Raw genomic sequence first — 25,890 nt, 5'->3', positions numbered from 1 at the left:
TGGTTCGAGCGAATTGTTTTCTTGCCAACTCAGCCCTACTACCTCGCGTTTGCTAATTGTCGCATACCCTTTATCCGACTACCATGCGGGTTCCATCGAGCCATACTAATCCTTCTCGAGCGTCTTCCACGTGAGCCTCATGACTAGTCGCCAAACGCTAATTCTGCTTCTCTTCGGTTTGATCTTTACTGGCTGTAACAGCAAGCAGACCAACAAGTCAGATCGACCGAAGATCGAAACTCCCCCACTCTCGATTGCGGTTGTCGAAGACGAAGCCTTGGCGGAGCGAATTCGTCTCGAGCTCTCAGCACGCATAGAAGAGGCCATCACGGTTGAGACGGTTCCCCGCGCTACGTTTCTTGATCAGAAGCGACAAACGAAGGACATTCTGATCTATCCTCCGGCGATGATGGGAGAACTAATCGAGCGATCTTGGCTCACTCCCGTCCCATCCTCGATCTTGTCGTCAGAGGATCTCGATCTGGACGATGTCGTACAGGGAATTCGCCAAACTGAGATTCACTGGGGCGAAAAGACTTACGCGTTGCCGTTCGGTAGCCCCGTACTGATGCTGATGGCCCGCACCGATCTACTTAAGCAACTGAATCTTGAAGTTCCCAAGACCTGGACAGAATACGCGGCCGTCGTCGAGGCGATCGAAGCAAGCGAGTTGGTAACCAAGGATGAATCCCTGCAGACGGCGACACTCGAACCGATGGCCGATGCCTATCTCCCGAGTCTCTTTCTGGCTCGTAGTGCGGCGTACGTGAAGCATAGCGAGAACCTTTCAACTTATTTCGATTTCACCAGCGGCAAGTCGCGATTGACGTCACCAGGCTTTGTGCGTGCCGCCGACGAACTCGCTCAATCCGCCAAGACAATTCCTAGTGAACTTCAATCGCTCGATCCGCAAGCTACCGCCGAAGCGTTCCTCGCAGGCAAGTCGGTCATGGCGATCGGTTGGTTGAATGCTTCGTCCGAGATCCCAGAAACCGTTTCGGAGGCGATCGCATTTGGACCGCTGCCCGGTTCAACAGACATTTATCAAACCCAAGGCAATCAATGGGCTCCGCGAGACGGGAGCAAGCCGGTTAGTGTCCCGGTGCTTTCAACATCAGGCATGGTCGGTTCGGTTGCTTCCGCTTCTGGACAAACACTTCATGCGGCCGATGTGCTGGTGCTGCTTACTGGCAAAGAACTTTCCAGTTTGATTTCTCCTGCCTCGAAGCGAACCTCCCTGTATCGAGTTTCCTCCTTACCTATGGCACAAGCTTGGCTCCCCAAGGGGCTCCCAGGGGCCGCATTGCGGCAGTACGTGAAAGCAAGCATCGACCAATTGCAATCGCCTCAGTCACTTTCTAACATCCGAATCGCCAACTGTATCGAATATGAAGACACCCTCCGCAAGGCATTGCTGTCTCTGATCGGCCCCGATGCGTTGTCCGCCGACGACGCCCTGAAGATGGCATCTGACACCTGGGACGACATCTCCGAGAAGCATGGGAAAGAAGCCCACGTGAAAGCTTTCCGCAATAGCCAAGGAATTGGCCAGACGGCGTTTTAGTCAATCAAGCAACAATGATTTTCGCCGAAGTCAGATCTGGACGACCCAGAAAATCCAACCTAGAATTGAAAACCATATTGGGGCTGTAGCTCAGCTGGGAGAGCGCTGCGTTCGCAATGCAGAGGTCGTCGGTTCAATCCCGATCAGCTCCACTTTTTCAGGCAATTTGATTTTGCTCCGCTGTGATTTAGATCATTCACAGCCGCCTGGGAATCTATTCCCGACAAACGCATTGTGCCTCTTTATTCGCCATGTGTTTCCTTGCGGCGTCAGCCAAAACAGGTACTCTCGATAGCGGATACGATAGCTCGGGTTACCGAGTTGCGGGATAAGCTGCAGAAAAAGACAACTTGACGCATTCGTTATCTCTTACCACTTGATTCGCCTCTGCTTAAGCGGTCGTGAACATGGACGGAATAATCGATACACAGATTACTAGCTTCAATCTGCATCGAGATTGGTCCGATGTTTGACTACGGGTTTTCAGACAGGCTACTGCAAATACGTCAGAAGGAGTTTGACGTACACGGTTTTGCGGACACTAATTCGCGAATCATTTTTCGCCCCACCTTACGCAGTTGCCTCTTACATTGATTTCTCCATCAGAGGATCAAGACATGGCGAAAACTCATCAGCAGACACCCCAAGGAAGGACTCTTGAAAGAATGCGTTGCATTTCATCATGGACTCTGGCAGCAATCGCAATCGTCGGTTTGCCAGCAACGATTTCAGCTCACCCCATCGCCGACGACGCCAACGAAGAGCTATACGCTCCGATGGCGCCGTTCACTTCCCCTCATGGCGGCCATGATCATCATGATATCAAGGAAGGTCGACCTGATACGCACGCTCCAGCGGGACTGATGGGAGATCACGTTCACCACCAAGGTGAATGGATGGTCGAGTATAAGTTCCAAAAGATGTTCATGGATGGGAATCGCTACGGAACGCAACAAGTCAGCGACGTCGAAGCACTCGACGTAACCGGAATTCCATTCATGGCCACGCCCACACGGATGGACATGAACATGCACATGCTGCACATCATGTATGGTGCGACAGACAACGTTACGCTTTACTTCATGCCAATGTGGATGGAGTTAACGATGGATCACCTGCGTCGTAACGGAACGACGTTCAGCACCTACAACGATGGGTTTTCGGACTTACGATTCGGGGCTTTGGTCCTATTATACGATACAGAATGTTCGGACCTCATTTTCAACTTTGGGATGAGTGCCCCAACTGGGAACATTCACGGCACAACGACATCGGCCAGCCCAATGGGTGCCGAAACGCAAATGCCTTATCCCATGCAATTGGGTAGCGGTACCTTTAACTTCCGCCCTGGCATTACCTACAAGAAATATTGGGAAATGGCCAGCATGGGCTTGCAATTGCAAACCAATCTGCCAGTCGGAGAAAACTACCGCAATTACCATGTTGGGAACGAGTACCAACTCAACTGGTGGTTCGCCCGTCGCGTTGGTGAACGAGCTTCCCTTAGTTTTCGCACAGAAGGCCTGTGGCGCGATAACTATGGCGGAGCAGGCGATCCCCAGCTCAATCCGAACATGATCAGCACCGCAAGAACCGACATGCGAGGCGGCTTTTGGTTCAACCTGGGCTTCGGCGGTATCTACCAGTTCTGTGACGGAAGCCGTTTGAATGTTGAACTTGTCCGGCCCGTATATCAGGACCTGGATGGCGTACAGCTAGAGACTGACTTCCAACTATTCGCCAGTTGGTCGAAGGCTTGGTAACGGGCTAAACTCCGAAACCGACGAGATTGCCTCTATCAAAAGCCGGGGCAATCTTATCTTGTGATGATTCGTTTCGATGCCTAATCTTCGAGCGGATCATCCCAGATAGCTACGCCGCGACTTCCTTTCCAATCCGACCACCCGCGGGTGAGTGTTGCGGTGCTGGTCTGCATCACGATGTTTCCTTGCGAGTCGACGGCGATCAGCCCGCCATCGCCAGGATTGAGCACCTGAGAAAGGCAGAAATCTACGGCTTCCTTCAGCGATTGTTTGTTCTCGCGAACGCGGAAGTTGACCTGAAATCCAATGGAATGACGGATGTACTGCTCACCGATGCCCGTTCCACTGACGGCACATCCAGCGTTATCGGCATAGGTCCCGGCTCCGATGATTGGGGAATCCCCCACACGACCTACCATTTTACCGGTTAGCCCGCCTGTACTTGTTCCTGCGGCAAGATTGCCTTGTTTGTCTAGGGCCGCACAGCCCACGGTTCCCTTCGATAACCCGAAGTCGCGGAAATCGGATGTCTTCGCAGAGACCTTGGGACGACCGTACGGAGGCTCTGGCGGCACAGGCCGACCACTCTTCTCTAACGCTCGGGTAAGTTCCTTCCATCGTGCTTCATTGAAGAAGTAACTACGCGGAACCATCTCAAGCCCATTCGACTTGGCGAAAGCATCGGCATCCTTACCCGTGATTAATACGTGCCGCGTCTTATCCATCACGGCTCTGGCTGCCGTGATCGGATTACGGACTTGCTCGACAGCTGAAACACCGCCGCACGCCAAGTTGCTTCCATCCATGATCGAAGCGTCCAGTTGCTGGTAGCCTGCTTCGTTGAAGACACCACCACGTCCCGCGTTGAAACAGGTCGCATCCTCCATCACCGTGATGGTTTGCTGAACTGCATCGAGAGCGGTTCCCCCTTCCGACAAGATTTTCTCGCCGGTCGAAAGCGCCTTTTCAAGTGCCAGCTTGTATTCTTTCACCTGGTCGGCAGGCAGATCCTTCGGCACAAAGCCCGCGCCACCATGCAACACAATCGCCCAACGCCCTTCCTCGGCATGCAACGTTGCCGAGGAAATCACCAGGATCATGAATAACGACGAAACCAACCGAGCGGCAATCCGAGTCGACATGGATCTCTTCTCTCTTGGCAGGGCAAAACATGGTGTAAACAAGCGTCACAACGAAACGAAGGCTATTTCTTCGTTTCCGTCGTTTCGAGCTTCTTTTCCAAGTCATTCAGCTTTTCTTTGAGCGAGCTGTTCGACTTTTCGAGCTCTTGCATTTGCTTACGAAGCTCGATCAGTTCACGTGGCTGGGGAGACTTATCCTTGGTTAGCTCAGCCAAAGCATTCGAAGCGGCCTTCGACAGTTCCTCGTCGTTCGTCGCATCGGCGTAGGCCTGGAGAATTGGTCGAGCTTCTTCCAGCCCTAGTTCGCCCAGTGCAGCAATCGCTGCCTTTTGCACATCCGTCCGACCATCGTTAAGTGTCGGTGCAATTTGCTTCAACGATTGCAGCTTTTCTTCCTTTCCGTCACTTAACTTGGCCAAAGCACGGAGCACCTTACCCAAACCGCGGGCGGTATAATTACCAGAGTGCTGAGTGACCTGCTCGGCCAGATCAGGGACGTACTGCGACGAACCGCTTCGCTCCATCGCAGTAACCGCGGCTTCGGCAATTTGGTTGCGGAACGATTCTCGTTGCAGGGCAGCACGCAGATACTGACTGACCGATTCGTCCGAGTACTTTGCCAGACCGTTGATCCACGCTTCGATGATCGCTGGGTTCTTTTCTTCTTTGGCGGTGCCCAGAATGTCGTCCAAGCTTTCCGGTCGATAAAAACCAACGACCGCATCAGCGATTGCCAATCGGACGCGAGCGTCGTCTTGATCTGATGTTTTTACTAGCGCGGCAAGCGCTTCGTCGCTATTCATCTTACTTAGAGCTTTCGCCGCTTCGACCTTGACTCCGAAGAAGGAATCCGTTTCCAAAGCTTTTTGGATCGCGTCGATTCCCTTATTCGTCTTCTTCTTGGCCAATGCTTGAATTGCCAGAATTCGACCGATGCAATGCTCGGAATTCTCTAGTTCACTCAGCCACAATTCCTCCGGCTTATCGAAATCGATATTGGCCAGCAGTGTGTATTCCGGGTCAAACTGAACCATCTCTGGCTTGCTTGGTACCGAGATGTAAAAGTCTTGCTTCTTTTCGGTAATGTCTTCTGTGTGAACGACCATTTCGTCGCCACACTTCAGAGCGAAGGTCGCGGGGAAAGAAAACAACATCACATCGTCATCGACCTTTTGCGTTTGCTCAACGGTAAAGTGAGCCAACGACAATTTAGGATCGAAGCGATATCGGATTTTCACGTCAGGATGACGAGCATGGTAAACCCATTGATCGAAAAAGCGATCGAAGGTTCGTCCGCTCGTTTCTTCAAAAGCGGCTTGTAACTCGGGCGTGGTCACCGTCGTCAGACCGTGTTCCTTCAAATAGCTTTGGATCGCCTGACGATACATGTCCTCGCCCAATTGGCTTCGTAGCATGTGCAAAACCCAGCTTCCCTTCGGGTAAGCTCGGTAGTCGAACTGATCACCAGCATTGGTGTATCGCTTCCAGACGATGGGACGTTTGTCGTTGTTTCCACCCGGCAGAACGCGATTGGTTGCATCACGATACAAACCGTATAGCGTGGCATCACGGCCGAACTTCTCCCCTTCGTAAAGGTGCGTGTAGTAGGTCGCAAAGCCTTCGTTGAGCCAGAGATGGCTCCAGTCTTCACAAGTCACATAATCGCCAAACCACTGGTGCGCCAGTTCGTGAGCATCGAGCCCACGGGACGATTTGATGTTTTCTGTTTCCTTGCTGAAAATCGTGTTGTTCGTCAGCGTGGTGATCGTTGTGTTTTCCATTCCACCGGCGATGAAGTCCCAGATCGTGACCTGATCGTATTTGTGCCAAGGATACGCAACACCGATCTCCTTTTGATAGAACTTCATGATCGAAGCCGTATCCTGGAACGAGTTGGCGGCATGCTCCGAAATCGAAGGCTGGCTGTAATAGCCCAGCTGAATGTCTCCTGCCGAGTCTTCCAACTTGTCGAAATAGCCAGCGACGACGCAAATCAGGTAATTGACGTGCGGCTTGTCTTGCAGCCAATGCACCGTCTTGAGTTGCTTTTCAGGATCGATACTTTCGCCAAGCTTCCGGCCGTTCGAGATAACGGTCATATCGGTCGGAACATGACAAATCACTTCGGTCGTCGATTTCTCGTTCGGGTAATCGAAACAAGGGAACCAACGACGTGCATAGTGCGATTCGCCTTGGGTCCAGCAATGGGTATCTTCTTCGGGATAACCCATTTCGGCGGTGCGGAAATAAAAACCTCCCGTTGGTTCGCAGTTGTGCTCGACGGTTACCCAGCTCTCTTGCCCAACCGAGATTGGTTCTTTGAAAGCAATCGTAATTTCCTTGCCGGAATTCTCGAACTCCGCAATCGGGGTGGAACCTTTCACGTCGGTGATATTCAGTTCGACCGCATCAAGTTTAAGAACATCAATCGGCTGGCGAAGTGGAACGAAACGAATTGTCGTTGTTCCGCCGATCGTTCGTTTCTTGAAGTCAGGCGTGATGTCGAGCTTGATATGCTGCACATCGACCGTACGAACCGGAGCGTAGTGCGGACCATCATTTCCGAGATCGACGCCGAAGGCAGCCCTGGCCGCGGCGGTTTCACAATAGCGACATGTACAGAAGGCTTCTTCCGCAAACGAAACAGCGGAAAGTGTCATGGCGGCCAGCAGAGATCCGGCCAAGCAAACCAAAGCGATAATCGATTTCATGAAGGTACGACCCATGGATTAAGAACGCCCCATAGCGGGGAAGGATTTTCGACAGATGGGGTCTGTTGATAGTAACCCTAATCACGTCCCATTTCACGTGCTTCACGCAAAATAGTACGTTTCCACTCTACTCGTCCTGTTGCTCTGAGGAAAGCAGGCCGTACTGTTCGCACTTCTTTTTTACCGTAGTTCGGTGAATTCCCAAGATTCGCGAGATCGCCAAATACTGCCCGTCGCATTGCTCAAGCAGCTCTTGCAGCATCTCTTTTTCTGCCAATGCCTGAAATCTAGCCCACAAGTTCTCGGTTGTGCGGCTTGATGCCTCTTGTTTCGTCCAAGCCGCAATCGAGCGAATCAAGCTTTCGTCGATCGATTGATCTTCGTTCGACGATCGATAAAACCAATCTTTGGTCACGGGTTCCGGTAGATGCTCTTTCTCGATTAGCCCGTGGCGAGCCAAAATTTGCGCATGTTCGACGGCATTTCGTAATTCCCGAACATTGCCGTACCATGGCCGCTGCTGCATTTCTTGCATGGCCGAGGGGGAAATTCTCAAAGGTTTGCCATATTCCTTTTCGAGCTGTTCTAAAAAGTGATACACCAGCGGAGGAATATCGTCGCGTCGTTCACGAAGTGGCGGAAGCTCGATGCGAAACGTATTTAGGCGAAATAACAAGTCATGGCGGAACGTTCCTTGCTTTACACATGCCGACAAATCTTGGTGCGAAGCACATACGACCCGAAAATCAACTTTTTCTCCCGCAGAACCACCCACAGGAATCACTTCGCGTTGCTCTAAAGCCCTCAGTAGCTTGGCCTGGGTTGGTAAGGGAATCTCTGCGACCTCATCCAAGAACAAAGTGCCACCGTTGGCCTGTTGTAATAGGCCGCGTTTCTCTTGAACGGCATGCGTGAATGCGCCGCGGACGTGGCCAAACAATTCGCTCTCAATGAGCGAGGGCGCCAACGATGCGATATTTACCGCAACAAACGGATACGCATGACGCGGGCCATAACGATGAACAGCCTGGGCGACCAGTTCTTTACCGGTACCGCTTTCCCCTTGGATGACAATCGGCGCAACGCTACGAGAGGCCAATGCGATGCGTTTGAATACTTCCTGCATGGCAGGAGAAGTACCGACCATTTCCGCAGAAACCGATTCTGGACGGACTTCCTCTTCGCTCGACTTTTGAGCGAGCGCCCGTTCGATCACCGTTTGAATGTCTTCAATCGAAAATGGCTTAACGAGATAATCAAAGGTTCCCTGACGTACAGCCTCAACGGCCACTTCCAAATCGCCAAACGCAGTAATCAGTACCACTGGTGTCTCAGGGGCAATACTTTTCACCTTCGGCAACGCCTCGAGTCCAGACATACCTGGCAGGCGAACATCGAGAAACATTAAGTCGGGATGATTCTCCGCGAGAAGCTCGAGCCCATGCTCCGCGGTTGAAGCAACGCGGACCTCATGACCGAGTTTCGTGCCCAGCTTTTCGATCGCCCAACAGATACTTGATTCGTCGTCGACTACGTGAATGCTTGCCATAGCGATCTATTTAGATTCGGAACGGGGAAGGGTGATTTGAAAGCATGTCTTATCATCGACTCGGTACCACTTGATCGTCCCCCCATGCAGTTCCACAATTTCACGAACCACTGGCAACCCAAGCCCGGTCCCTTCCTTTTTGGTAGTGACCAAGGGTTCAAACAGTTGATCCGCGACGGACGCCGGAGGCCCCATTCCCTCATCGCATACCCGAATTGTAATCGATTTCCCGTCGGGATGCGGGGCCGCCTCGATCGCCAATTCACCGATTTCGGTACCGTTTTTCCTTTCCTCCGAGCCCGCAGCCTGGGCAGCGAGAGTCGCTTCGATGCCGTTTAACAGCAGATTCATCAAACAGGTTTGTAGTAGCACAAAATCGCCTGAAAGGCTCGCTTCTGGTGCGAGCGTGATTTTTTCCTGAATAGGAAGCGAGTGATGACTAGCCTGCGGTCTAACCATCGCTACGGTAGTTTCAATCAATTGCCAAACGTTTATGGCGGCGCGTTCAATGTCCTGTTTTCGCCCCAGCCGCAACATCGATTGCACCATGTGCTCGACCATTTTCATCTGCCGCTCAGCAACTTGCAGACTTTCGCAATCCGGGATGTTGCAATCCAACCGATGTAAGCCAATCGCCATTTGACCACCCGTCATGGCGTTTCGAATTTGATGCGAGAAGCCTGCGCCAATTTGGCCAAGAACTTGAGCTCGCTCCATCGTGCGGACCTTGACTTCGTACGACTCCAATTGATGTGACATGCGATTAATCGCATGAGCCAAGTCGTTCAACTCATCGTTCGTCTTACCAGGTGGAAGCTCTATGAAAACTCCCTCGGCGATTTGACCAACCTGCTTCTGCAGCCGAGTAATCGGCCGTGTAATTCGCGCTGCTAAGATCGATGCCACCACCAACATTGGCGCTACGGCCAGCAGTCCCAACAACATCAACGGCCAGAACGACTGGGCCACGCGACGATCGTAGTTAGCTTTTGGATACAACAAGTGGACCGTAACCATGTCCGATCCAGAGAATCGCGATTGAGTGGCACTGTGAAAATAATTCTCGCCATCAAATTCGATAACCTGCGAGAGATCAACACTTCCCACACCAGGCTCTCGCAACAATTCAGGAAGTTCTGCGGAAGTAACCGGCGTTGTCCCCCGAATCAAAATTCCCTGATCATCGGTGACGATTAACTCCGTGCCGGTTAGCCCTTGAATTTGCTGGAGCACCGGCAACGATAACGGAAAACGAACCTCGGCGACTTGCTTGGTAATGGCCGCCAGACGAGCCTCGACTTCCTCCCCGGTTTCGACTTGGGCATACCACAGATTGAACATCGATAGCGCAAAGACGGTTAGGAGCGTCCAAAACGCCAGTGGCAAGGTTACTTGATAGATCAATGGCCAGCGCATTGGCGGCTTTCAGCGAGAACGTTTATCATTTCACCCATCGTGGCAAATGCTGCCCAGACAGTTTCCATTTGGGGCCTATTCTATTGTAAACTGAGGTTATTCGTATTGCCTTCGGCAAACCCCATGGAGTCCCCCATTCGTGGCGATTGTCTTCATCCCCGCTCCCTGGCGCGACTTAACGAACCAGCAACCGCAGGTCGAAGTCGACGCGACGACGTTGCGTGAATTGATAGATGAGCTTGATCGTCGCTTCCCGGGAATCCATACTCGTTTGTGTGAGAATGACACGGTGCGGCCTTCGATCCAAATCTCGCTCGACGGTACCCTCATCTCGCGTAATCTCAGAACCTCCCTAGATCCGCAAACCGAAGTTCACTTCCTTCCCGCCCTGGGAGGCGGCTAATCAGGAAGCAAACTTCTCCTCACTCGCTATTCCCTCCTCAGGAAACCCAACCATGCGATCTCTTTTCAGTCTCGCAATCCTGGTAGCCACCGCGCAAACGCTTTTGGCTGCTCCCCCTGAAAACTTCACCGTGAAAGTCCTGGGTGTCGACGCCAACGAAGGATGCGATATTGCTGACTTCGATGGCGACGGCAAACTGGATGTCGTAGCTGGCCGCAACTGGTACCGCAACGGTGACTGGCTGCCACGACCTGTTCGTTTGATCGAAGATGCCAACGGGTATGTTCACTCAAATGGAGATTTTGCTCGTGATGTGAATGGCGATGGCCGCGTCGACGTAATCGCCGGTGACTTCTTTCAGGGTCAAGTTAATTGGTACGAGAACCCAGGCGAGCCAGCACTATCGCAGGGCATCCTCTGGAAACAACATACGCTGATCGATACCAAACTGGGCACGAACGAAGCGACCATCATGTTCGACCTCGATGGCGACGGTAAGGACGAGTGGATCACCAACCAGTGGAATCCGAAGAACCCACTGCTTGCTTGTCGGATGGCCAAGAACGATCAGGGGGAACCCTCCTTGGTATCCTTCAAGATTGGTAGCCAGAACGGCCATGGGATTGCTGTCGGCGATATCAACAACGACGGGCGAACCGACCTGCTTGTCGGTCAGGGTTGGTACGAAGGTCCTGCTGATGGGCCATTCAGCGGTGAATGGGCCTTCCATCAAGATTGGAATGAACAACTACCCTGCCCCATGTTAGTGACCGATGTCAACGGCGACGGCAAGAACGATGTAATCGCGAGTCAGGCACATGGCTTCGGACTCTATGCCTGGATCAGCAAGGGGCCGGATGCCGATGGTAAGCTGACCTTCGAGAAGAAGATGATCGACGAGACCTTCAGCCAGGCCCACTGCCTTCATCTGGCGGATCTAGACGGTGACGGCAAGGATGACTTGATCACCGGCAAACGGGTGCGTGCACACAACGGCAACGACCCAGGCGGCAAGGAACCGCCGATCGTCGCCTACTATACCTTCGATGATAAAGCGAACTTCACGAAGCACATCGTCAACCGCGATCAAGTCGGTATCGGACTGCAGATTCGAACTGCCGACATCGACGGAGACGGGGACATCGACATTGTCGTGGCCGGGAAAGACGGCACACAGGTCTTGTTCAATCCAATGAAGGATTAAAAATCTGCTTCAAAACCTTGAACCAACAAGTCGAGAGCGTCTCAGATGCTCTCGACTTTTCTTTTGTACGGTTGGCTAATTCTAAGCTTAAAGATACTTGGCAAGCGGGCCACCGCGAGCGGCCAAGGCATCGACCTTAGCCGTGACCGTGAGTTTTTCGATCAGTGGCGGAGCATTCCAGGGTTTCAATCGAGCATCGATCACCAATGATCCTTCGCAGCCCCAATGCTTTTGCCGGATAAAGCTGCCTATACCATGGACATCGGCAGCAGGATTACTGCGAGTAAAAGTAACCCACAATAGATTATTGAGCGTCTCCGCTGTGAATGAGCTATCGTCGACAACAATCACTAACGGAAAGGCATTGATCACGTCGCTTGTTCCAAACGAAGCGACAAATCGTTCGATTTCCGGCTCGTTCTCTCGATGAGCCGAGCTATATTTTGGCCCGCCTACAACAAGTACGCCTGGCTGAGCAACCCTGGGGAAATGAAATCCGCTAGGCAATTTCAAATCGCTCGGAATCTCGGTAGGCAACTCACGGATCGGCGCTCCGACCGCAGCAACGATCGCTTTCGAGCCGTGATTGAACTCACCACTGGAGTAGTCCAACGTATCGATCGTCGTTTCGGTTAGAAAATGAATGTCTCGACGCCAGTCTACGCGTCGCAGCATGTGCGAGAGGAATGGTCCAATTTCATGGAGATCGAGTTGCGGATCATCTTGTTCCGCAGCGATCCATAGATACTTGGCTAAGGACATCTGGCCTTGGCCTAGGATCGCCGAAGCTTGTGTCATCAATTCTTTAGGCCGACGACGTTCTTCATACGGAACGTAGCGTTCGCTGCCTATCGCTAACAAGAGCGGATGCACCCCGGCCGCATCAACCGCGTGCACTTCCTTGATACCAGGAAGGACGGTGGGAATCACCGGGCCGGTGATTTCATGAATCAGTTGCCCAAAGGTCGTATCCTCTTGTGGCGGCCGACCAACCACGGTGAAAGGCCAGATCGCTCCGTCGCGATGAAAAACTTTTTCCACTCGCATGGTTGGGAATAAGTGTTTCAGGCTGTAATACCCTAGGTGGTCTCCGAATGGACCCTCGGGCTTTTCTTCACCAGCTTGGATGGTGCCACTGATACAAAAATCAGCTTCCGCGTACACGGGAAGAGAAGTCTTGCTTGTCGCCATCGCAATCCGGTGTCCAGCTAAAGCCCCGGCGAAACCAAGTTCGGATAGACCTTCCGGAAGTGGCATCACAGCGGCCAATGTCATCGCCGGGTTTCCACCGACGAAGATATTTACTTTGAGAGGCTCGCCTCTGGCGATTGCTGCGGCATGATGAACCCCGATGCCACGGTGAATCTGATAATGCAGCCCTACTTCGCTAAGTGGGTTGAAGTCATTACCGGCCAGTTGAACACGATACATCCCCAAATTGGAATTCGAGAGTCCACCTTGACTGGGATGCTCGGTATAGACCTGGGGCAAGGTGACGTATGGCCCCCCATCGTCCGGCCAGGAGACCAACTTCGGTAAGTCGGTCAGATTGGCTTCGTTCGCGAAGATGGGACCATTGCTTACTCGCTTGGGCAACATTCGCAGCGCACCGAAGGGTGCCGAAGTATATCGAAACGGCGCCTTCAAGAGTTGATTCGGATCGATCTTCAGTTCGATCAATCGCCGAACGGTTTCCAGGGTATCGCGAAAGATGAAACGAGCACGTTCCAACGAACCGAACAGATTCCCCAACATGGGGAAACGACAGTCTTTAACACCGGTGAATAGAATTGCCGGACCACCGTTTGCGTAAACACGCCGCTGAATCTCAGCCATTTCGAGGTGTGCGTCGACCTCGTCTTCCCAAACGATCAGGTGACCGTTGCGTCGTAAATCGTCGACGCACGCTCGCAGGTTACGATACCCCATGATTGATCTCGCAGGTTCGCTCCGCGAACCAGAAGGTGACATGTGCAATAGAAATTGAAGGATGATCAGCGCAGACCATCCTCCTCAGGTTACCCGAAATCAATAGCGGAACGTAACCAGGCGCGAAAGCTGCTTGCGAGTCGATCAGCGGTTAGTCGTGGTCGTGTTCGTGAGCACCAGGACCGTGAGCATGACCATGCTCGATTTCTTCTGGCGTCGCCTCGCGGACATCAACTACCGAGATCTCGAAATAGAGTGTCTCGTCGGCCAATTCGTGATTGCCATCGACAATCACCACGTCGTCCTTGATTTCGGCGACGGTGACCAGGACTTGATCGTCTTCGGTTTCCAGAACAAATTGGGTTCCGATCTCGACGTCCCCCAGTTCACCGAACTGGTCCTTATCGAGCTCCCAAACCAAATCGTCGTCGAAGTTACCGTAGGCTTCTTCCGGGGGAATCACCACTTCAAACGATTCGCCCAGATCGCGATCGTCGAGAGCCTTTTCCATTCCAGCGATTAGATTGCCAAAGCCATGTAAATACGCCAGGGGCGCATCTGCATCGGCCGTATCCAACACGTTACCGTCAGCATCTTTCAAGGTGTAAGCAATCGAGACGACGGTGTTTTTGGCGACTTTCATGAATTCTTCCCAGGCAATTGCCGTAAGGACCCAATAAAACAGGGGGGAACGCTTTCCAGCATACCTTTAGTCGACACGACGCTCAATCTCGCCCTCCCCGAAAGAGGAGTACAACCGTAGATAATGGAAGAAGGAATCAGTTATGCGGATTATCATTCCTGACCGATTGTGGATTGCAAACGCACTTCAAGTCCGCGACATTCGAGCCGTCCTGAATACGGGTACCACTGCGATTGTCGACTTAGCCATGGAAGAAAAACCAATCGCGTATCCCAGGGACATCGTCTACCTCCGAATCCCTCTTATCGATGGAGAAGGTAACGATCCGGCAGTTCTCGAAACCGCAATCAACGCCCTGGCCAATCTAATCAAAGCCAAGCGTCCGGTAACGGTCGCATGTAGCGCCGGCATGAGTCGCTCACCAGGCATCGTCGCCGCAGCCCTTGCTTCGATCGAAGGACTTCTTCTGAAAGAAACGTTGCTTCGTGTCGCCGAAATGGGACCCTGCGATCTATCGCCTGGCCTCCTTTCGGATTTGTCTCAGTTGAGACCAGAGCTTGCCAATATCCACGCGGTGCCCAATCTCGTTGTCGTGCGAAGCCAAGATCTTGACCGATTGTGCCGATTTTATGAATTGCTGGGGCTTTCATTCATCCTCGAACGTCACGGAAAAGGGCCCGAACACTTCAGTACAACCATCGATGACTTCGTAATGGAGATTTATCCTGCGCGGTCGGCTGACCAGGTCAACTCGTCGACAGGTCTCGGCTTTCGTTGTCAGGATGTCGGAGGTCTTGTTGAACAGCTTCGTACACAAGATGCTCTCATTGTCCGGGAGCCCGAGTCGATGCCCTGGGGACTGCAGGCGATTGTCAGAGATCCGGATGGCCGAAGTATTATTCTGACTCAGTCGACCTAGGTAGCTGATACTTAGATAGGAAAGTCCAGATCGCTTCGTTGTTTCTTGTTGACCAAGCATGTCCCAAGCCTGGGACAGAGCGAAACTCGACATCGACGCCTGCGGCGTGATACTGGGTCGCTGCTTCTCGCATCGTGTCATGTCCCAGATCTTCGGTCCCCACGATCAACAAGATAGGTCGCTCGAATTTTGACTTGTCGACAACCTTTGGTGGCCCGCCAGAGTGGGCAACAACTGCCGCGATATCACGTGCCCTCTCAGTGGTTAACCACTGTGTGAACGTGGCACCTTCTGACATACCAACGACATAAATGCGATTCATGTTGATCGAAGCGTAACGCGGTAGGTCGTTTCGAATCGCGTCGAAGAAAGCCACATCAGCATCGCCGTTCGGATTCAGCATATCCGTTCGCGGGAATCGCCACCCAAATTTCTCCACCTCCGGATAGACGAGCAGGAAATGATAACGCTCCGCCAAACGATCTAGCTGTGAGTAATGTGCCATACTTTCCGCCGAATCGCCGAATCCGTGCCAGGCGATTACCACCGGAGCGTTCTCCGCCAGGTCATTGGGAATTACCAAGCGGTATGTTCGATCGACTTCGCCGACCTTTACTTGCTCGGTCCGAACTTCGACATCTGGCTCTAAGTAGCAACCGCCCGCGAAAAGCAGAAATGCGACGCAGCAGATTCTCGTTGGAATTATTCGGAAAAGCATGAGGGAGCGAGACCATTTCCGTATTAACGATTGACCAGAATGACCAACTTCTGACCGCGAAATAACCAGTTTCCCCAAGGATGGGTCATCTACCCCTGGAAGACCAGAGAAGCCTTGGCGATTGTTCCGATTGGCGCGATTGGCAAGTACCACACACAGGCTCGAAAGGGCGACTTTTCCCGCTAAGTAAAGAGTTTCTTTTGCTCTTAACATACCGTTCAGGCTGTGTCGGTTATTTGGGTGATTGGTGCAGGCCACCGGTAAACATTCGGGAATCGATTCGGGATGACTTTTCCGAGGAGGCAATGTCTCTCGATAACATAAATGCTCACGAGGAGCACGGACATTGCAATCAACACACGGAGGAGTTTCATATGCCTATCAATGATCGTTACCTGGACGATGCCGATTACGGTTGGGCTTCGCACAACCCGAGCATCATTGGCGGATTCTGTCTCGTGATGGGAATCGCCGTCGGCGTCGCTGTCTCGCAGTTCTGGCTGCAACAAGATCTTCGCGAACAATTGGCCGCTGTCGAACGAGACGTGAAAGCGACCCACCACCCTCTCAATCAGCTGACCGGATTCAAAGACGCCTCGAATCGTACGAACTCGCTTCTCGGGCGCCTCGAACTGCAAAGTGGCATGCTTTACAAAGCAGGCCAAACGATTCAGCAAACCGAACGGCTAAACGACGAAATCGCCCGCTTGGCTGGCAAGCTCGACTCGATCGATAAGGCTGCCGAAAAGATGGCCAAGATGGAATCGAACCTCACCTATGCTAACGCCAAACTGGCGGTCGCCGAGGGACGCGTTCGACAGTTGGAAGAGTTGGCCAATCGTTTGAAGAACAGCGGGCCACAGGTCTACATGGCCCAGGACGCCCTCGCTTCCATCGAATTGATTCAGCAGCAACTCATTAACCAGCAATGCGTTATGCCTGAATTGACCGAGACCGTTAACTCACAGTGGAAGCTGCAAGACGCCATCTGTGACTTGGCCGCTCAAGCGGATGCCACCGATCGAGCAATCGACTCGCTCGCTTCGCACCAAGATCGCGTCCAGGAACTGGCCATCGATACCGAATCGTCACAGCTAGTTTTGAGCAATGTACAGCACATGCTCAAGGATCAGCAGTCGATGGACCTGCAGGTCAAAAAGCTGGCCGATACCTTGGACGCCGCGACCGAACTATCTTACGAAGCAATTCGTCTAAACTCGCAGTTGAACAACGTTTACAAACAAACTTCGGCTGCTTCCAAGAACATGGACGAGATGGCTTGGTTGGTTGACTATATCAATTCACAGGAAACGAAGATCTCGGCCGCTCAGAAGAACCTGAAGAAGATCGACGACATCCAGCAGCAAGTCGTTCGCCTTGATGAGTGTGTGCCCAGCTTGGTCGAAAACGTCGACCTGGTGACTGGACTCAACAAGACGATGGGCGCTGTCCTAGGAAGCTCGGCCGACCTGCGGGCTCAATTGGCAGAGATTATCCTGATGCAACCGGCTGTCGAACAGTTGGCAACCCGATTCCAGAAGTTGACTGCACCGGAAACTAAGGGTGAGTTGGTCAGCGTCCGCGATCGTGCCAAGTCGATGGTCCAACCGGAACGCAGGTTCGAGATTCCGGTTTACATTAGCCGAGCCAAATAGTTCGGCGAGTGTATCGCCCCCTGAGTGCCTGAGCCGCCGACGAACCGTGGCTCAAACAATAGAAAACTTGCTGGCCACCCGTGGCAAACCGTGGCTCTCCTCTTCTGGCAAGCGAAGTTTTCTAAGAAAAATCGTCGGCGGCTTCGACCGAATTGAAATCTTCGGTCGAACGCACTACACGAGCAATTCTTTGACCGGACTTCGATCTTCTACACCGGTCAGTCGGACATCGAGCCCTTGGAACGGAACCGACAGCTTCCGATGATCAATCCCGAGACAATGCAGAATCGTGGCATTCAGATCGGAGATATGAACTGGATCTTTCACGATGTTGTAGCTGAAATCATCCGTCTCGCCATGAACTATCCCCGGCTTGATCCCGCCGCCGGCCATCCAAACCGAGAAGCAACGCGGATGGTGGTCGCGACCGTAATTCTCTTTCGAGAGTCCACCCTGGCTGTAGATGGTCCGGCCAAACTCACCACCAAAGACGACCAGCGTGTCGTCCAACATGCCACGCATCTTCAAATCTTGGATTAGAGCCCAAGCGGGTTGATCAACGTCTTTAGCCTGGGCAGGTAGATCATTCGCCACGTTGCCGTGCTGATCCCAACCGCGGTGGAAGATTTGAACAAAGCGAACATCTCTTTCAACCATTCGGCGTGCCAGCAGACAGCTCGCAGCGAAGGTGCCCGGCTTACCGACCTCCGGTCCGTACATGTCCAGCGTATGCTGTGTTTCCTGTTTCAAGTCAACCAGTTCCGGCACGGACGATTGCATGCGGAACGCCATTTCGTATTGGGAAATACGAGACTGAGTTTCGGGATCGCCTGAAAGCCGGTAAGTCTCTTGATTGATTTTCGAGACACTATCGAGCATTCGCCGACGGAGCGAGGAATCGATACCCTCCGGATTCGAGAGAAACAGAATAGGATCACCGCTCTTTCGCAGCGAGACCCCAGAATGCTTTGACGGCAGGAAGCCGGCTCCCCACAGGCGATTGTACAAGGCCTGAGCGTCGCGACGGGAACTCCAGTTCGGTGTCATGACGACGAAAGTCGGCAGATTCGAGTTCATCGAACCGAGACCGTAACTTAACCATGATCCAAGACTGGGGCGTCCTGGCAACTGGTTACCTGTGCAGATGTAAGTAATCGCCGGATCGTGATTGATGGCTTCGGTATGCACCGATTTGACCAGCGCGATGTCATCGATCATCTTCCCATGATAAGGAATCAATTCGCTAATCATGGTTCCGTTTTCGCCATACGGCGAGAATTTGAACTTTGATGGGGCAATCGGGAAGCGACTTTGACCTGATGTCATCGTGGTGAGTCGTTGACCCTGACGAACTGATTCAGGAAGATCTTTATCGTACCAATCGACCATCTTCGGCTTGTGATCAAACAAGTCCATTTGGCATGGTGCACCAGCGGCAAACAAGTAAATCGCTCGCTTGGCCTTCGGCGCGAAGTGGGGCAGATTCGGCAGACCACCAATACCGGAGCTGGGAAGCTTCGCCGCTTCCGCCGGCAGGTCGGTCATCGAAGCCAACGCTGCAGCCCCTAGGCCCAACGCTCCCTTTTGGAAGAAATGTCGGCGGGTAATGGCATCGATGTATTCGTTACGAGGATCCATGATTCGGTCCGTTCTGCAGACTTTATAAAATCGCTAGTTCACTTCGGGTGGTCAGAAAGTGAACTAACGTTGCGAGATAACTTCGTCCAAGTTCAGGATTGCGTTGCAAACCATTGCCCAGGCCGCCAATTCCGCTGGAACCTCGGATTGCCCAACCAGTTTGGCGGCAGCTTCCGGATGCTGCTGGAAGTAGGTCAAACTATCGAAGTAAAGCGATTCCAGTTCCTTCTTTTGAACCTCGTTGCCGGGGTTCATCAGGCAAAGCGATGTCAGGAAATCAACCTTAGAGATTGGATCGGCTCCTCCTTCATCCATCGCTCGACGAGCCATCGCGACGGCTGCTTCCATGTATTGCGGGTCGTTCAATAGAAGCAGTGCTTGAAGTGGCGTGTTGGTACGTTCGCGACGAACCGTGCACGACTCGCGATTCGGGGCGTCAAAGGTACTCATCTGCGGCGCGAGTGCCGTTCGCTTGATGAATGTGTACAACGTGCGTCGGTGAACTTTTTCGTCCCCTTCATCCGCCTTGAAGTTCACGGTATTGCTGCCGGAGTAACCGACCGCTTTCCACAAACCGTCCGGTTGAGGTGGTTTCACCGATGGACCGCCTTGCTTGTCGACCAATAACCCGCTGAGTGCGAGGGCTTGATCACGTAGCATCTCGGCATCCAACCGGTGACGAGGTCCACGGGCGAGCAGGCGATTCTCGGGATCCTTCTTCACAAGCTCTGGCGTAACCGCCGAGGACTGTTGATACGCGGTGGACATGACCATGCGTTTCATCAAATTCTTCATGTCCCAACCGTTCTCCCGAAATTCCACCGCAAGGTTATCCAGCAGTTTCGGATGCGAAGGGACACTTCCTTGAGAACCGAAATCTTCGGAGGTTTTCACCAATCCGACCCCGAAAACGTGCTGCCATAAGCGATTCACAGCGACACGCGCTGTTAGTGGGTGCGAGGCATCGGTCAGCCACATTGCGAGGCCTAGGCGATCCTTCGGCATCTCTTCGGTCATCGGTGGCAGGAAGCCAGGAACATCGCGAGCCACTTCCTCGCCCAATTGGTCGTATTCGCCTCGATTCAGAATATGCGAAGGAACTGGCTTATCCGCTTCAATGTAAACTAGAGTCGTCGGCGCCGAATTGCGGATCTCGTTTTGTTTGTCCGACATTCCCTTCAGTTCAGCCCGCAGTTTGTTGAAGGTTTCCTGCGTGTCTTGGCAGACGAACTCCAGGAAGTAGTTTTGAAGTTGTTTGAACTCCCCTTCCGATCGCTGATCGGCTGCCTTCTTCAAGATCTCTGTGATCTGCTTGTTTGCCGGATCGAGAGCCCCCGGCGACTTGGTGGCAAAATCGATCCAGTCCTTTAGCGACTTGAACTGCGGCTTTTTGCCATACTTGGTCACCATTCCGGCCTTGTCCCAGTGGACGGTGCCGTCGAACTGAGTGAATGCCCAACCATTTATCTTAGCACCTTCTCCCAGACCGACTTTCGCGATAGGCACTTCCAAGCGTGCCCACTTGCCTGCTTCTGGCAGGTCACCAATACGGTGCTTCGTTTTGCCATTCGTTCCGTAGGCGATCTTGTCTTCGCCCCAATAGGCCCGTTGATCCCAATCGCCGTCGTTCCACTGGAACATGATCTCTTTGGTCGGGTTTTTAGGATCGATGTAAACGTAGGCGAACAGCGTATCCCCTTTGAACACAGTAATGGGCTGATCCGAATTGACGAAGTAGCATTGCTGATTGCCGGTCACGGTTCGCTTAGCAGACTTTTCGCCGCTGAACACAGGCTCGGGTGCGGTCACCCACCCGTAGTCACCGCTGACTTCCGCTTTGCCAGGGACACCATCTTCGATCCACACAATTTCTTCGGGATCGATCTCAGGATTGTCCACGCCTGGGCCTGGATCTTGATAGTCGATTTTGGCCAACGTCGTTCGAATTTCGTCTTGCTTCTGGCGAATTTGTTGATCTAGGGCAGCGATCTGTTCTACGGCCTCTTTCGAGTAAATTGTCGGGGGATGGGCTTTGTTGTTCCCATCCATCGGATTCCCATTCATGCTGTTGAAGAATCCGTACATCGCGTAGAAGTCTTTTTGTTTCAGCGGATCGTATTTGTGATCGTGGCAACGCGTGCAATCCATGGTTAGTCCCATGAAAACGGTCCCAGTGGTCACAACGCGATCGTTCACATTCCGCATTTTCACTTCTGCTTTGATCGAACCACCTTCATTGGTTGTGACATTGCAGCGATTGAAGCCAGATGCAACCTGTTGCTCCCAAGATGGATTCGGCAGCAAGTCGCCGGCCAGTTGTTCGGTCAGAAAGACGTCGTACGGTTTGTTCTCATTGAACGCATCGATAACCCAATCGCGATACATCCACATCTCGCGGTAGTTGTCTAAGTGCAACCCGTGCGTGTCCGCGTATCGAGCGGCATCGAGCCAGTAGCGAGCCATGTGCTCGCCATAGTGAGGCGAAGCCAACAAGCGATCGACCAGCTTTTCGTAAGCGTCGGGAGATTCGTCCGCCAGGAAAGCGTCAACCTCTTCCTGGGTTGGCGGCAACCCTGTCAGGACGAACGTCACGCGACGAATGAGCGTTAGCTTGTCGGCTGGCGGACCAGGCTGAAGCTTTTCTTTTTCAATGCGAGCGCCAAGAAACTTATCGATCTCGGTTTCGTTCCAACCGGGCAAACTAACTTCTGGGGGCTCCGACTTTTGGGGAACATTGAAGGACCAATGCTTCTCGAACTTGGCACCTTGTTCGATCCATTTGCGAAGCTTCTCGGTCTCTTCCGCCGTGAGTGATTTGTTCGACTCGGGTGGCGGCATCTGAATCGATTCGTCTTTGGTTGAGATCCGTGCAATCAGTTCACTCTCGCCCGGCTTGCCAGGGACGATGGGGAATTCACCCGAGTCGGCCTCTGCGAGCGCACTTTCTGGGACGTCAAACCGGACACCCCCTTCACGATGGTTTTCGTCCGGTCCATGACATGAGTAGCAGCGATCGGATAGAAGCGGACGAATATCACGATTGAAGTCGATTTTGTCTGTATCATCCGCGAAAGTCGTTGGAGCGGAAATCAGCAAGCAAGCGAACGTGGCACCAGCGGCCACCCATTGGATGCCGTGCGTGAGCAACGATTTCATTGAAAAATCCCAATCGTGGGGCGGGAATGGTGAGATCAGGCAGGAGAGTGGCGTTGCGGGTCCTCCACAACGGTCTGTCAGCGAAATCAAGCAACAGCTTGCCCGATTTGCAATTTCACTCTACCCACATTCTACACCATCGATCAAGCCTTTCCGCTCGATAATGGGATGAAATCGAGACCACCGCGGGAAATCAGCGGATGAGAGAAAAGAAACCTAGCGACATAGAACATTATTTTGCCACCGAATTGGCGAGAGGCTCTTCCTTGGGGGGAAGGCGCTTAATCTCGATATCCTGCGAGCCTAACCCGACTTGCGAGACACCTTCGACCCACACCCGTACATGACAGGGACCTTGGCACGTCTCAGGGATTTGCAGCTCGGTACGGAACTCGCCGTCGATTGCCGTTAGGTCAACCACTTGCCAGGCTCGATCGTTCGCAGCCCGAAAGGTTTCGTTGTAACCGGTCAGTTGGTCGTGCCGACCGTCGTATTCCAGACGTTTGGGCAAGGTAGCGACAAAGCCATCGCGGCGGCAAACCAGTTCCAAATGAACTTTGCCGGGCATTTCTGTTCGGCCAGCGATTTCGATGGTTTCGCCTGGCGCGGCTGTGTTGGGTGCGGTGATCTCGACAGGAGAAGCATGGGGCAATCGCAGCAGCGGATCACCCAGTAAGTTGAAGAGGGCTAAGTGCTCAATCCGCTCTTCTTTTAGGAGCTTCGGCTTCGGGCTTATTAACTGGGCCATGGTATCGAGCATTTTGCGATTGCCTGTCTTCCCGCCCTGACGTATCGATTCCCGCTTGGCCTGCAGAATCAATTGCCCCAGTGTGGGCTGCTTCTCCTTAAAGTACTGCTGCAACATTTCTGTTCCCATCACGCTCATCGCGTAAGGCATAGTAACGCGTGATCCTGCATAAACGGCAACCGGGCCACCTTCGCTGCGATGTAAAAGCTCTGCCAGGCAGGCACTTCGGGCGTCGATTGCTCCCGTATAACACGACAGAAAGATAGCGATCGGATGCGACGATTCATTTCGCAGGGCAGCCGCATCGTCGGTAGATAGTATCGGAAACGCGTCGTTCGGGACTCGCACATAATCGAGATGCTCGACGTGACCATGCCCCATGTAAACCCAGAAAAGTCCGCCGTCATTGAGTTGCCGCACAACCTCGTCGCGGAATTCTCGTGGATCGGGACAGTAAGGACTTTGCCAGCTTCCTTGCGCGACGACGGTCTCGAAATGGGCAGGAATCTCGTCGGTCAAAAACTTCTTGGTAGCCGACTCTAACATCGTATCGACCACGGTGCCGAAACCACCCAGTCCAGCCACGAAGTGCAACCGGCGCCGCCAATCGCCCGATTTGATGTTGGTTTCGTACTCTAGCGTCTTGGCAACGATCCCCTTCAACTCTTCTTCGTTACTGACCGAGAACCTGCCGATCGCAACATCGGGAATGTTATCGTCGTCGAGATCAGCGTAGTAATTGTCGGTGGGAATCTCCGGTTCGGAGCCAAAAAGCACGTTAACCACCGCTTTCTGGTAATGAACCGGCACACCCACTTCCTGAGAACCGTCAGCGATCACATCCCCCACCAGGAGCACTTGCTTAAGCTCGCCTTTTTCGGCGGCTTGGCGAATGGTCTCGCGGATTTTCTTCTTGGATGACGTATCCGTAACTACCCCAACTCTATGACCTTGCTTGGTTCGATACTCGAACCAGGGTCGCATCGCCTCGACGTAGGGCTGGGGACAGACCACAACCGTATCGTAAGCCTGGGGCGTGGGTGTATCGGGGGCGGCCATCATCATGGCCATCAGGAAAATGGTTGTCATCGCACAAACCAAGTAAGGCGGAAAGTCTTCAGGCAGCTTGCATTATTCGCGTAAGAACGCGAAAAGTCTCGGCTATTGCGGAGTGTATCGGTTTGTGGCGGGCCAATGAAGCCGAATTCCCCCAGAATGGACCTCCGCAACACTGCCGCCTCGTTGACCACTTCCCCCGCTTCGCGCTACACTAGGTGGGTTCGTCTGGAATTAATTGCTATCACTGGAGAGAGTTTGTGGCTGGTTCGTGTGTTATTGGTTTGCAGTGGGGTGACGAGGCCAAAGGGAAACTCGTCGATCTTTTGACGCAACACCACGACATCGTGGCCCGCTTTTTAGGCGGTGCAAACGCCGGCCACACCGTGGTTGACGGCGAAAACGTCTATAAGCTGCACCACATTCCCAGTGGGATTCTTCGCAGTGAAGTGCTCAACGTGATCACTGCCGGGGTAGTTATTAATCCGCCGATCCTACTAGGCGAAATGGATGGCCTCACCGATCGAGGGGTTCCGATTGATAACCTCCGCCTCAGTGATCGCTCGCACATCATCTTCCCTTGGCATATTGCTGAAGATCGCGCCATGAACCAAGGGACGGCCGACGGTGAGAACATTGGCACCACCTTACGTGGCATTGGCCCATGCTACCGCGATAAGGTCGGCCGATCGTATGCAATCCGCTTGGGGGATATGCTCCGCCCCAATTTCAAAGACAAAGTCTTTATGATTTGCGATAAGAAAAATCGCACAATCGCTAGTATGTATGAAGACGGCGCCTTCGAACCACTGGACGCCGCCAAGATTTACGACGAATTCGCGGCCTATGCCGAACGATTGCGTCCTTACGTTTGCGACTCGACTGACTTGCTTCTCAACGCCGTCGACGATCAAAAGACGATTCTTTTCGAGGGTGCCCAAGGCGCTCTGCTTGATGTGGACCATGGCACGTACCCGTTTGTTACCAGCAGCAACAGCTCCGGCGTTGGTGCCTCGGCTGGTGCCGGTGTTCCAGCCAAGCACATCGATCAAGTCATTGGCGTAGCGAAGGCGTACAGCACCCGCGTTGGTGGTGGCCCTTTCCCCACTGAGCTACATGACGAAACGGGCGAAAAAATCCGCCAGCGGGGTAACGAATTCGGCACCACCACGGGACGTCCACGCCGCACGGGCTGGTTCGATGCCGTTGCCGTTCGCTACACTGCCCGGGTGAGCGGGATCGATGTTCTTTCGCTGATGATGCTCGATGTGCTGTCGACCTTCGACGAACTGAAGATCTGTGTTGCGTACGAATTGAACGGCGAAAAAATCACACGCTTCCCGTCGCACGTCGACGATATCCGCAACGTCAAACCGGTTTACGAGACCCTTCCCGGTTGGAAGGACGAGATTACCGGTGCTCGATCGATGGAAGACCTTCCCGAAAATGCCCTGGCTTACGTTCGTCGAATCGAAGAATTGGTCGGCTTTCCGGTCGGCGTAGTTTCGGTTGGTCCCGATCGCAAGCAAACAATCTTCACATCGGATGTCCTGAAATTGGCCACGACGTAAGTTTGAGCATTTCGGCATCACCAGCCGGTGCGAACGTAGCATTAGCTTTTCCTGGGAATCGCTGACGCGGAAATTCCCGCGTTGAAATGCCCCCGGGAATAAGGC

Annotated in this window: 17 protein-coding genes and 1 tRNA gene; 8 read left to right on the top strand and 10 right to left on the bottom strand. The window is 53.0% G+C overall.

The window, feature by feature from the left end:
- Positions 1-139: 139 nt before the first annotated feature.
- The 3 genes from C5Y83_RS25010 to C5Y83_RS25000 all read left to right on the top strand — a co-directional run bounded on the left by C5Y83_RS25010 (position 140) and on the right by C5Y83_RS25000 (position 3,327).
- Entirely contained in the window at positions 140-1,564 is a 1,425-nt protein-coding gene (locus C5Y83_RS25010) for an ABC transporter substrate-binding protein (protein WP_105332539.1), read from the top strand.
- Between the two features lie 79 nt (positions 1,565-1,643).
- Positions 1,644-1,716 (top strand) — tRNA-Ala (locus tag C5Y83_RS25005).
- 513 nt (positions 1,717-2,229) lie between these two features.
- Positions 2,230-3,327 (top strand): transporter, encoded by a 1,098-nt coding sequence (locus tag C5Y83_RS25000; RefSeq protein WP_233207356.1) that lies wholly within the window; start codon positions 2,230-2,232, stop codon positions 3,325-3,327.
- A gap of 80 nt (positions 3,328-3,407) precedes the next feature.
- Here C5Y83_RS25000 and C5Y83_RS24995 read toward each other — a convergent pair whose 3' ends face one another.
- The 4 genes from C5Y83_RS24995 to C5Y83_RS24980 all read right to left on the bottom strand — a co-directional run bounded on the left by C5Y83_RS24995 (position 3,408) and on the right by C5Y83_RS24980 (position 10,145).
- Positions 3,408-4,469, bottom strand: coding sequence for an isoaspartyl peptidase/L-asparaginase family protein (locus tag C5Y83_RS24995; RefSeq protein ID WP_105332538.1), 1,062 nt, complete (start codon positions 4,467-4,469; stop codon positions 3,408-3,410).
- 62 nt (positions 4,470-4,531) lie between these two features.
- Positions 4,532-7,180, bottom strand: coding sequence for a M1 family aminopeptidase (locus C5Y83_RS24990; RefSeq protein WP_158262508.1), 2,649 nt, complete (start codon positions 7,178-7,180; stop codon positions 4,532-4,534).
- Positions 7,181-7,307: 127 nt separating this feature from the next.
- The gene (locus C5Y83_RS24985) at positions 7,308-8,729 is read right to left on the bottom strand and encodes a sigma-54-dependent transcriptional regulator (RefSeq protein ID WP_105332536.1); all 1,422 of its coding nucleotides are present in this window, start codon (positions 8,727-8,729) and stop codon (positions 7,308-7,310) included.
- A 6-nt stretch (positions 8,730-8,735) separates the two neighbouring features.
- The gene (locus tag C5Y83_RS24980) at positions 8,736-10,145 is read right to left on the bottom strand and encodes a sensor histidine kinase (protein ID WP_105332535.1); all 1,410 of its coding nucleotides are present in this window, start codon (positions 10,143-10,145) and stop codon (positions 8,736-8,738) included.
- Between the two features lie 139 nt (positions 10,146-10,284).
- On the opposite strand from C5Y83_RS24980, the gene C5Y83_RS24975 reads away from it, so the two are divergent.
- Positions 10,285-10,548 carry a MoaD/ThiS family protein gene (locus C5Y83_RS24975; RefSeq protein ID WP_105332534.1) on the top strand — a complete coding sequence of 88 codons (264 nt, stop codon included), beginning with the start codon at positions 10,285-10,287 and terminating at the stop codon, positions 10,546-10,548.
- A 52-nt stretch (positions 10,549-10,600) separates the two neighbouring features.
- Complete coding sequence (locus C5Y83_RS24970) at positions 10,601-11,752, top strand: FG-GAP repeat domain-containing protein (RefSeq protein WP_105332533.1); 1,152 nt, start codon at positions 10,601-10,603, stop codon at positions 11,750-11,752.
- A gap of 87 nt (positions 11,753-11,839) precedes the next feature.
- On the opposite strand, the gene C5Y83_RS24965 is transcribed toward C5Y83_RS24970, so the two are convergent.
- Positions 11,840-13,681, bottom strand: coding sequence for a UbiD family decarboxylase (locus tag C5Y83_RS24965; protein ID WP_105332532.1), 1,842 nt, complete (start codon positions 13,679-13,681; stop codon positions 11,840-11,842).
- A gap of 151 nt (positions 13,682-13,832) precedes the next feature.
- On the bottom strand, positions 13,833-14,324 hold the full coding sequence (locus tag C5Y83_RS24960; RefSeq protein WP_105332531.1) for a peptidylprolyl isomerase: 492 nt from the start codon (positions 14,322-14,324) through the stop codon (positions 13,833-13,835).
- A 142-nt stretch (positions 14,325-14,466) separates the two neighbouring features.
- Between C5Y83_RS24960 and C5Y83_RS24955 the strand changes: the two genes are divergently transcribed.
- On the top strand, positions 14,467-15,243 hold the full coding sequence (locus C5Y83_RS24955) for a VOC family protein (RefSeq protein WP_105332530.1): 777 nt from the start codon (positions 14,467-14,469) through the stop codon (positions 15,241-15,243).
- On the opposite strand, the gene C5Y83_RS24950 is transcribed toward C5Y83_RS24955, so the two are convergent.
- Positions 15,221-15,961: an alpha/beta hydrolase family esterase gene (locus C5Y83_RS24950; protein WP_158262507.1), complete on the bottom strand. Its 741-nt coding sequence runs from the start codon at positions 15,959-15,961 to the stop codon at positions 15,221-15,223. The genes C5Y83_RS24955 and C5Y83_RS24950 overlap by 23 nt on opposite strands.
- Before the next feature lie 374 nt (positions 15,962-16,335).
- On the opposite strand from C5Y83_RS24950, the gene C5Y83_RS24945 reads away from it, so the two are divergent.
- Positions 16,336-17,616 carry a hypothetical protein gene (locus C5Y83_RS24945; protein WP_105332528.1) on the top strand — a complete coding sequence of 427 codons (1,281 nt, stop codon included), beginning with the start codon at positions 16,336-16,338 and terminating at the stop codon, positions 17,614-17,616.
- A gap of 174 nt (positions 17,617-17,790) precedes the next feature.
- On the opposite strand, the gene C5Y83_RS24940 is transcribed toward C5Y83_RS24945, so the two are convergent.
- The 3 genes from C5Y83_RS24940 to C5Y83_RS24930 all read right to left on the bottom strand — a co-directional run bounded on the left by C5Y83_RS24940 (position 17,791) and on the right by C5Y83_RS24930 (position 24,247).
- Positions 17,791-19,254 (bottom strand): DUF1501 domain-containing protein, encoded by a 1,464-nt coding sequence (locus tag C5Y83_RS24940; RefSeq protein WP_105332527.1) that lies wholly within the window; start codon positions 19,252-19,254, stop codon positions 17,791-17,793.
- Between the two features lie 63 nt (positions 19,255-19,317).
- Positions 19,318-22,410, bottom strand: coding sequence for a PSD1 and planctomycete cytochrome C domain-containing protein (locus tag C5Y83_RS24935; protein WP_105332526.1), 3,093 nt, complete (start codon positions 22,408-22,410; stop codon positions 19,318-19,320).
- Positions 22,411-22,642: 232 nt separating this feature from the next.
- The gene (locus tag C5Y83_RS24930) at positions 22,643-24,247 is read right to left on the bottom strand and encodes a C25 family cysteine peptidase (protein ID WP_105332525.1); all 1,605 of its coding nucleotides are present in this window, start codon (positions 24,245-24,247) and stop codon (positions 22,643-22,645) included.
- Positions 24,248-24,474: 227 nt separating this feature from the next.
- On the opposite strand from C5Y83_RS24930, the gene C5Y83_RS24925 reads away from it, so the two are divergent.
- Positions 24,475-25,785: an adenylosuccinate synthase gene (locus C5Y83_RS24925; RefSeq protein WP_199195129.1), complete on the top strand. Its 1,311-nt coding sequence runs from the start codon at positions 24,475-24,477 to the stop codon at positions 25,783-25,785.
- The last annotated feature ends 105 nt before the right edge of the window (positions 25,786-25,890 follow it).

This window comes from Blastopirellula marina, from assembly GCF_002967765.1.
Lineage (GTDB): Bacteria > Planctomycetota > Planctomycetia > Pirellulales > Pirellulaceae > Bremerella > Bremerella marina_A.
The sequence above is the reverse complement of the archived record's forward strand: the minus strand, read 5'-3'. Positions and strand labels throughout refer to the sequence as shown.

What these genes read in the sequence shown, in the direction of transcription:
- C5Y83_RS24940 (WP_105332527.1), bottom strand. Translation starts at nt 19,254, where the DNA reads ATGGATCCTCGTAACGAATACATCGATGCCATTACCCGCCGACATTTC.
- C5Y83_RS24970 (WP_105332533.1), top strand. Translation starts at nt 10,601, where the DNA reads ATGCGATCTCTTTTCAGTCTCGCAATCCTGGTAGCCACCGCGCAAACG.
- C5Y83_RS24960 (WP_105332531.1), bottom strand. Translation starts at nt 14,324, where the DNA reads ATGAAAGTCGCCAAAAACACCGTCGTCTCGATTGCTTACACCTTGAAA.
- C5Y83_RS24930 (WP_105332525.1), bottom strand. Translation starts at nt 24,247, where the DNA reads ATGACAACCATTTTCCTGATGGCCATGATGATGGCCGCCCCCGATACA.
- C5Y83_RS24980 (WP_105332535.1), bottom strand. Translation starts at nt 10,145, where the DNA reads ATGCGCTGGCCATTGATCTATCAAGTAACCTTGCCACTGGCGTTTTGG.
- C5Y83_RS24965 (WP_105332532.1), bottom strand. Translation starts at nt 13,681, where the DNA reads ATGGGGTATCGTAACCTGCGAGCGTGCGTCGACGATTTACGACGCAAC.
- C5Y83_RS25000 (WP_233207356.1), top strand. Translation starts at nt 2,230, where the DNA reads ATGCGTTGCATTTCATCATGGACTCTGGCAGCAATCGCAATCGTCGGT.
- C5Y83_RS24955 (WP_105332530.1), top strand. Translation starts at nt 14,467, where the DNA reads ATGCGGATTATCATTCCTGACCGATTGTGGATTGCAAACGCACTTCAA.
- C5Y83_RS25010 (WP_105332539.1), top strand. Translation starts at nt 140, where the DNA reads ATGACTAGTCGCCAAACGCTAATTCTGCTTCTCTTCGGTTTGATCTTT.
- C5Y83_RS24945 (WP_105332528.1), top strand. Translation starts at nt 16,336, where the DNA reads ATGCCTATCAATGATCGTTACCTGGACGATGCCGATTACGGTTGGGCT.
- C5Y83_RS24990 (WP_158262508.1), bottom strand. Translation starts at nt 7,180, where the DNA reads ATGAAATCGATTATCGCTTTGGTTTGCTTGGCCGGATCTCTGCTGGCC.
- C5Y83_RS24985 (WP_105332536.1), bottom strand. Translation starts at nt 8,729, where the DNA reads ATGGCAAGCATTCACGTAGTCGACGACGAATCAAGTATCTGTTGGGCG.
- C5Y83_RS24935 (WP_105332526.1), bottom strand. Translation starts at nt 22,410, where the DNA reads ATGAAATCGTTGCTCACGCACGGCATCCAATGGGTGGCCGCTGGTGCC.
- C5Y83_RS24995 (WP_105332538.1), bottom strand. Translation starts at nt 4,469, where the DNA reads ATGTCGACTCGGATTGCCGCTCGGTTGGTTTCGTCGTTATTCATGATC.
- C5Y83_RS24950 (WP_158262507.1), bottom strand. Translation starts at nt 15,961, where the DNA reads ATGCTTTTCCGAATAATTCCAACGAGAATCTGCTGCGTCGCATTTCTG.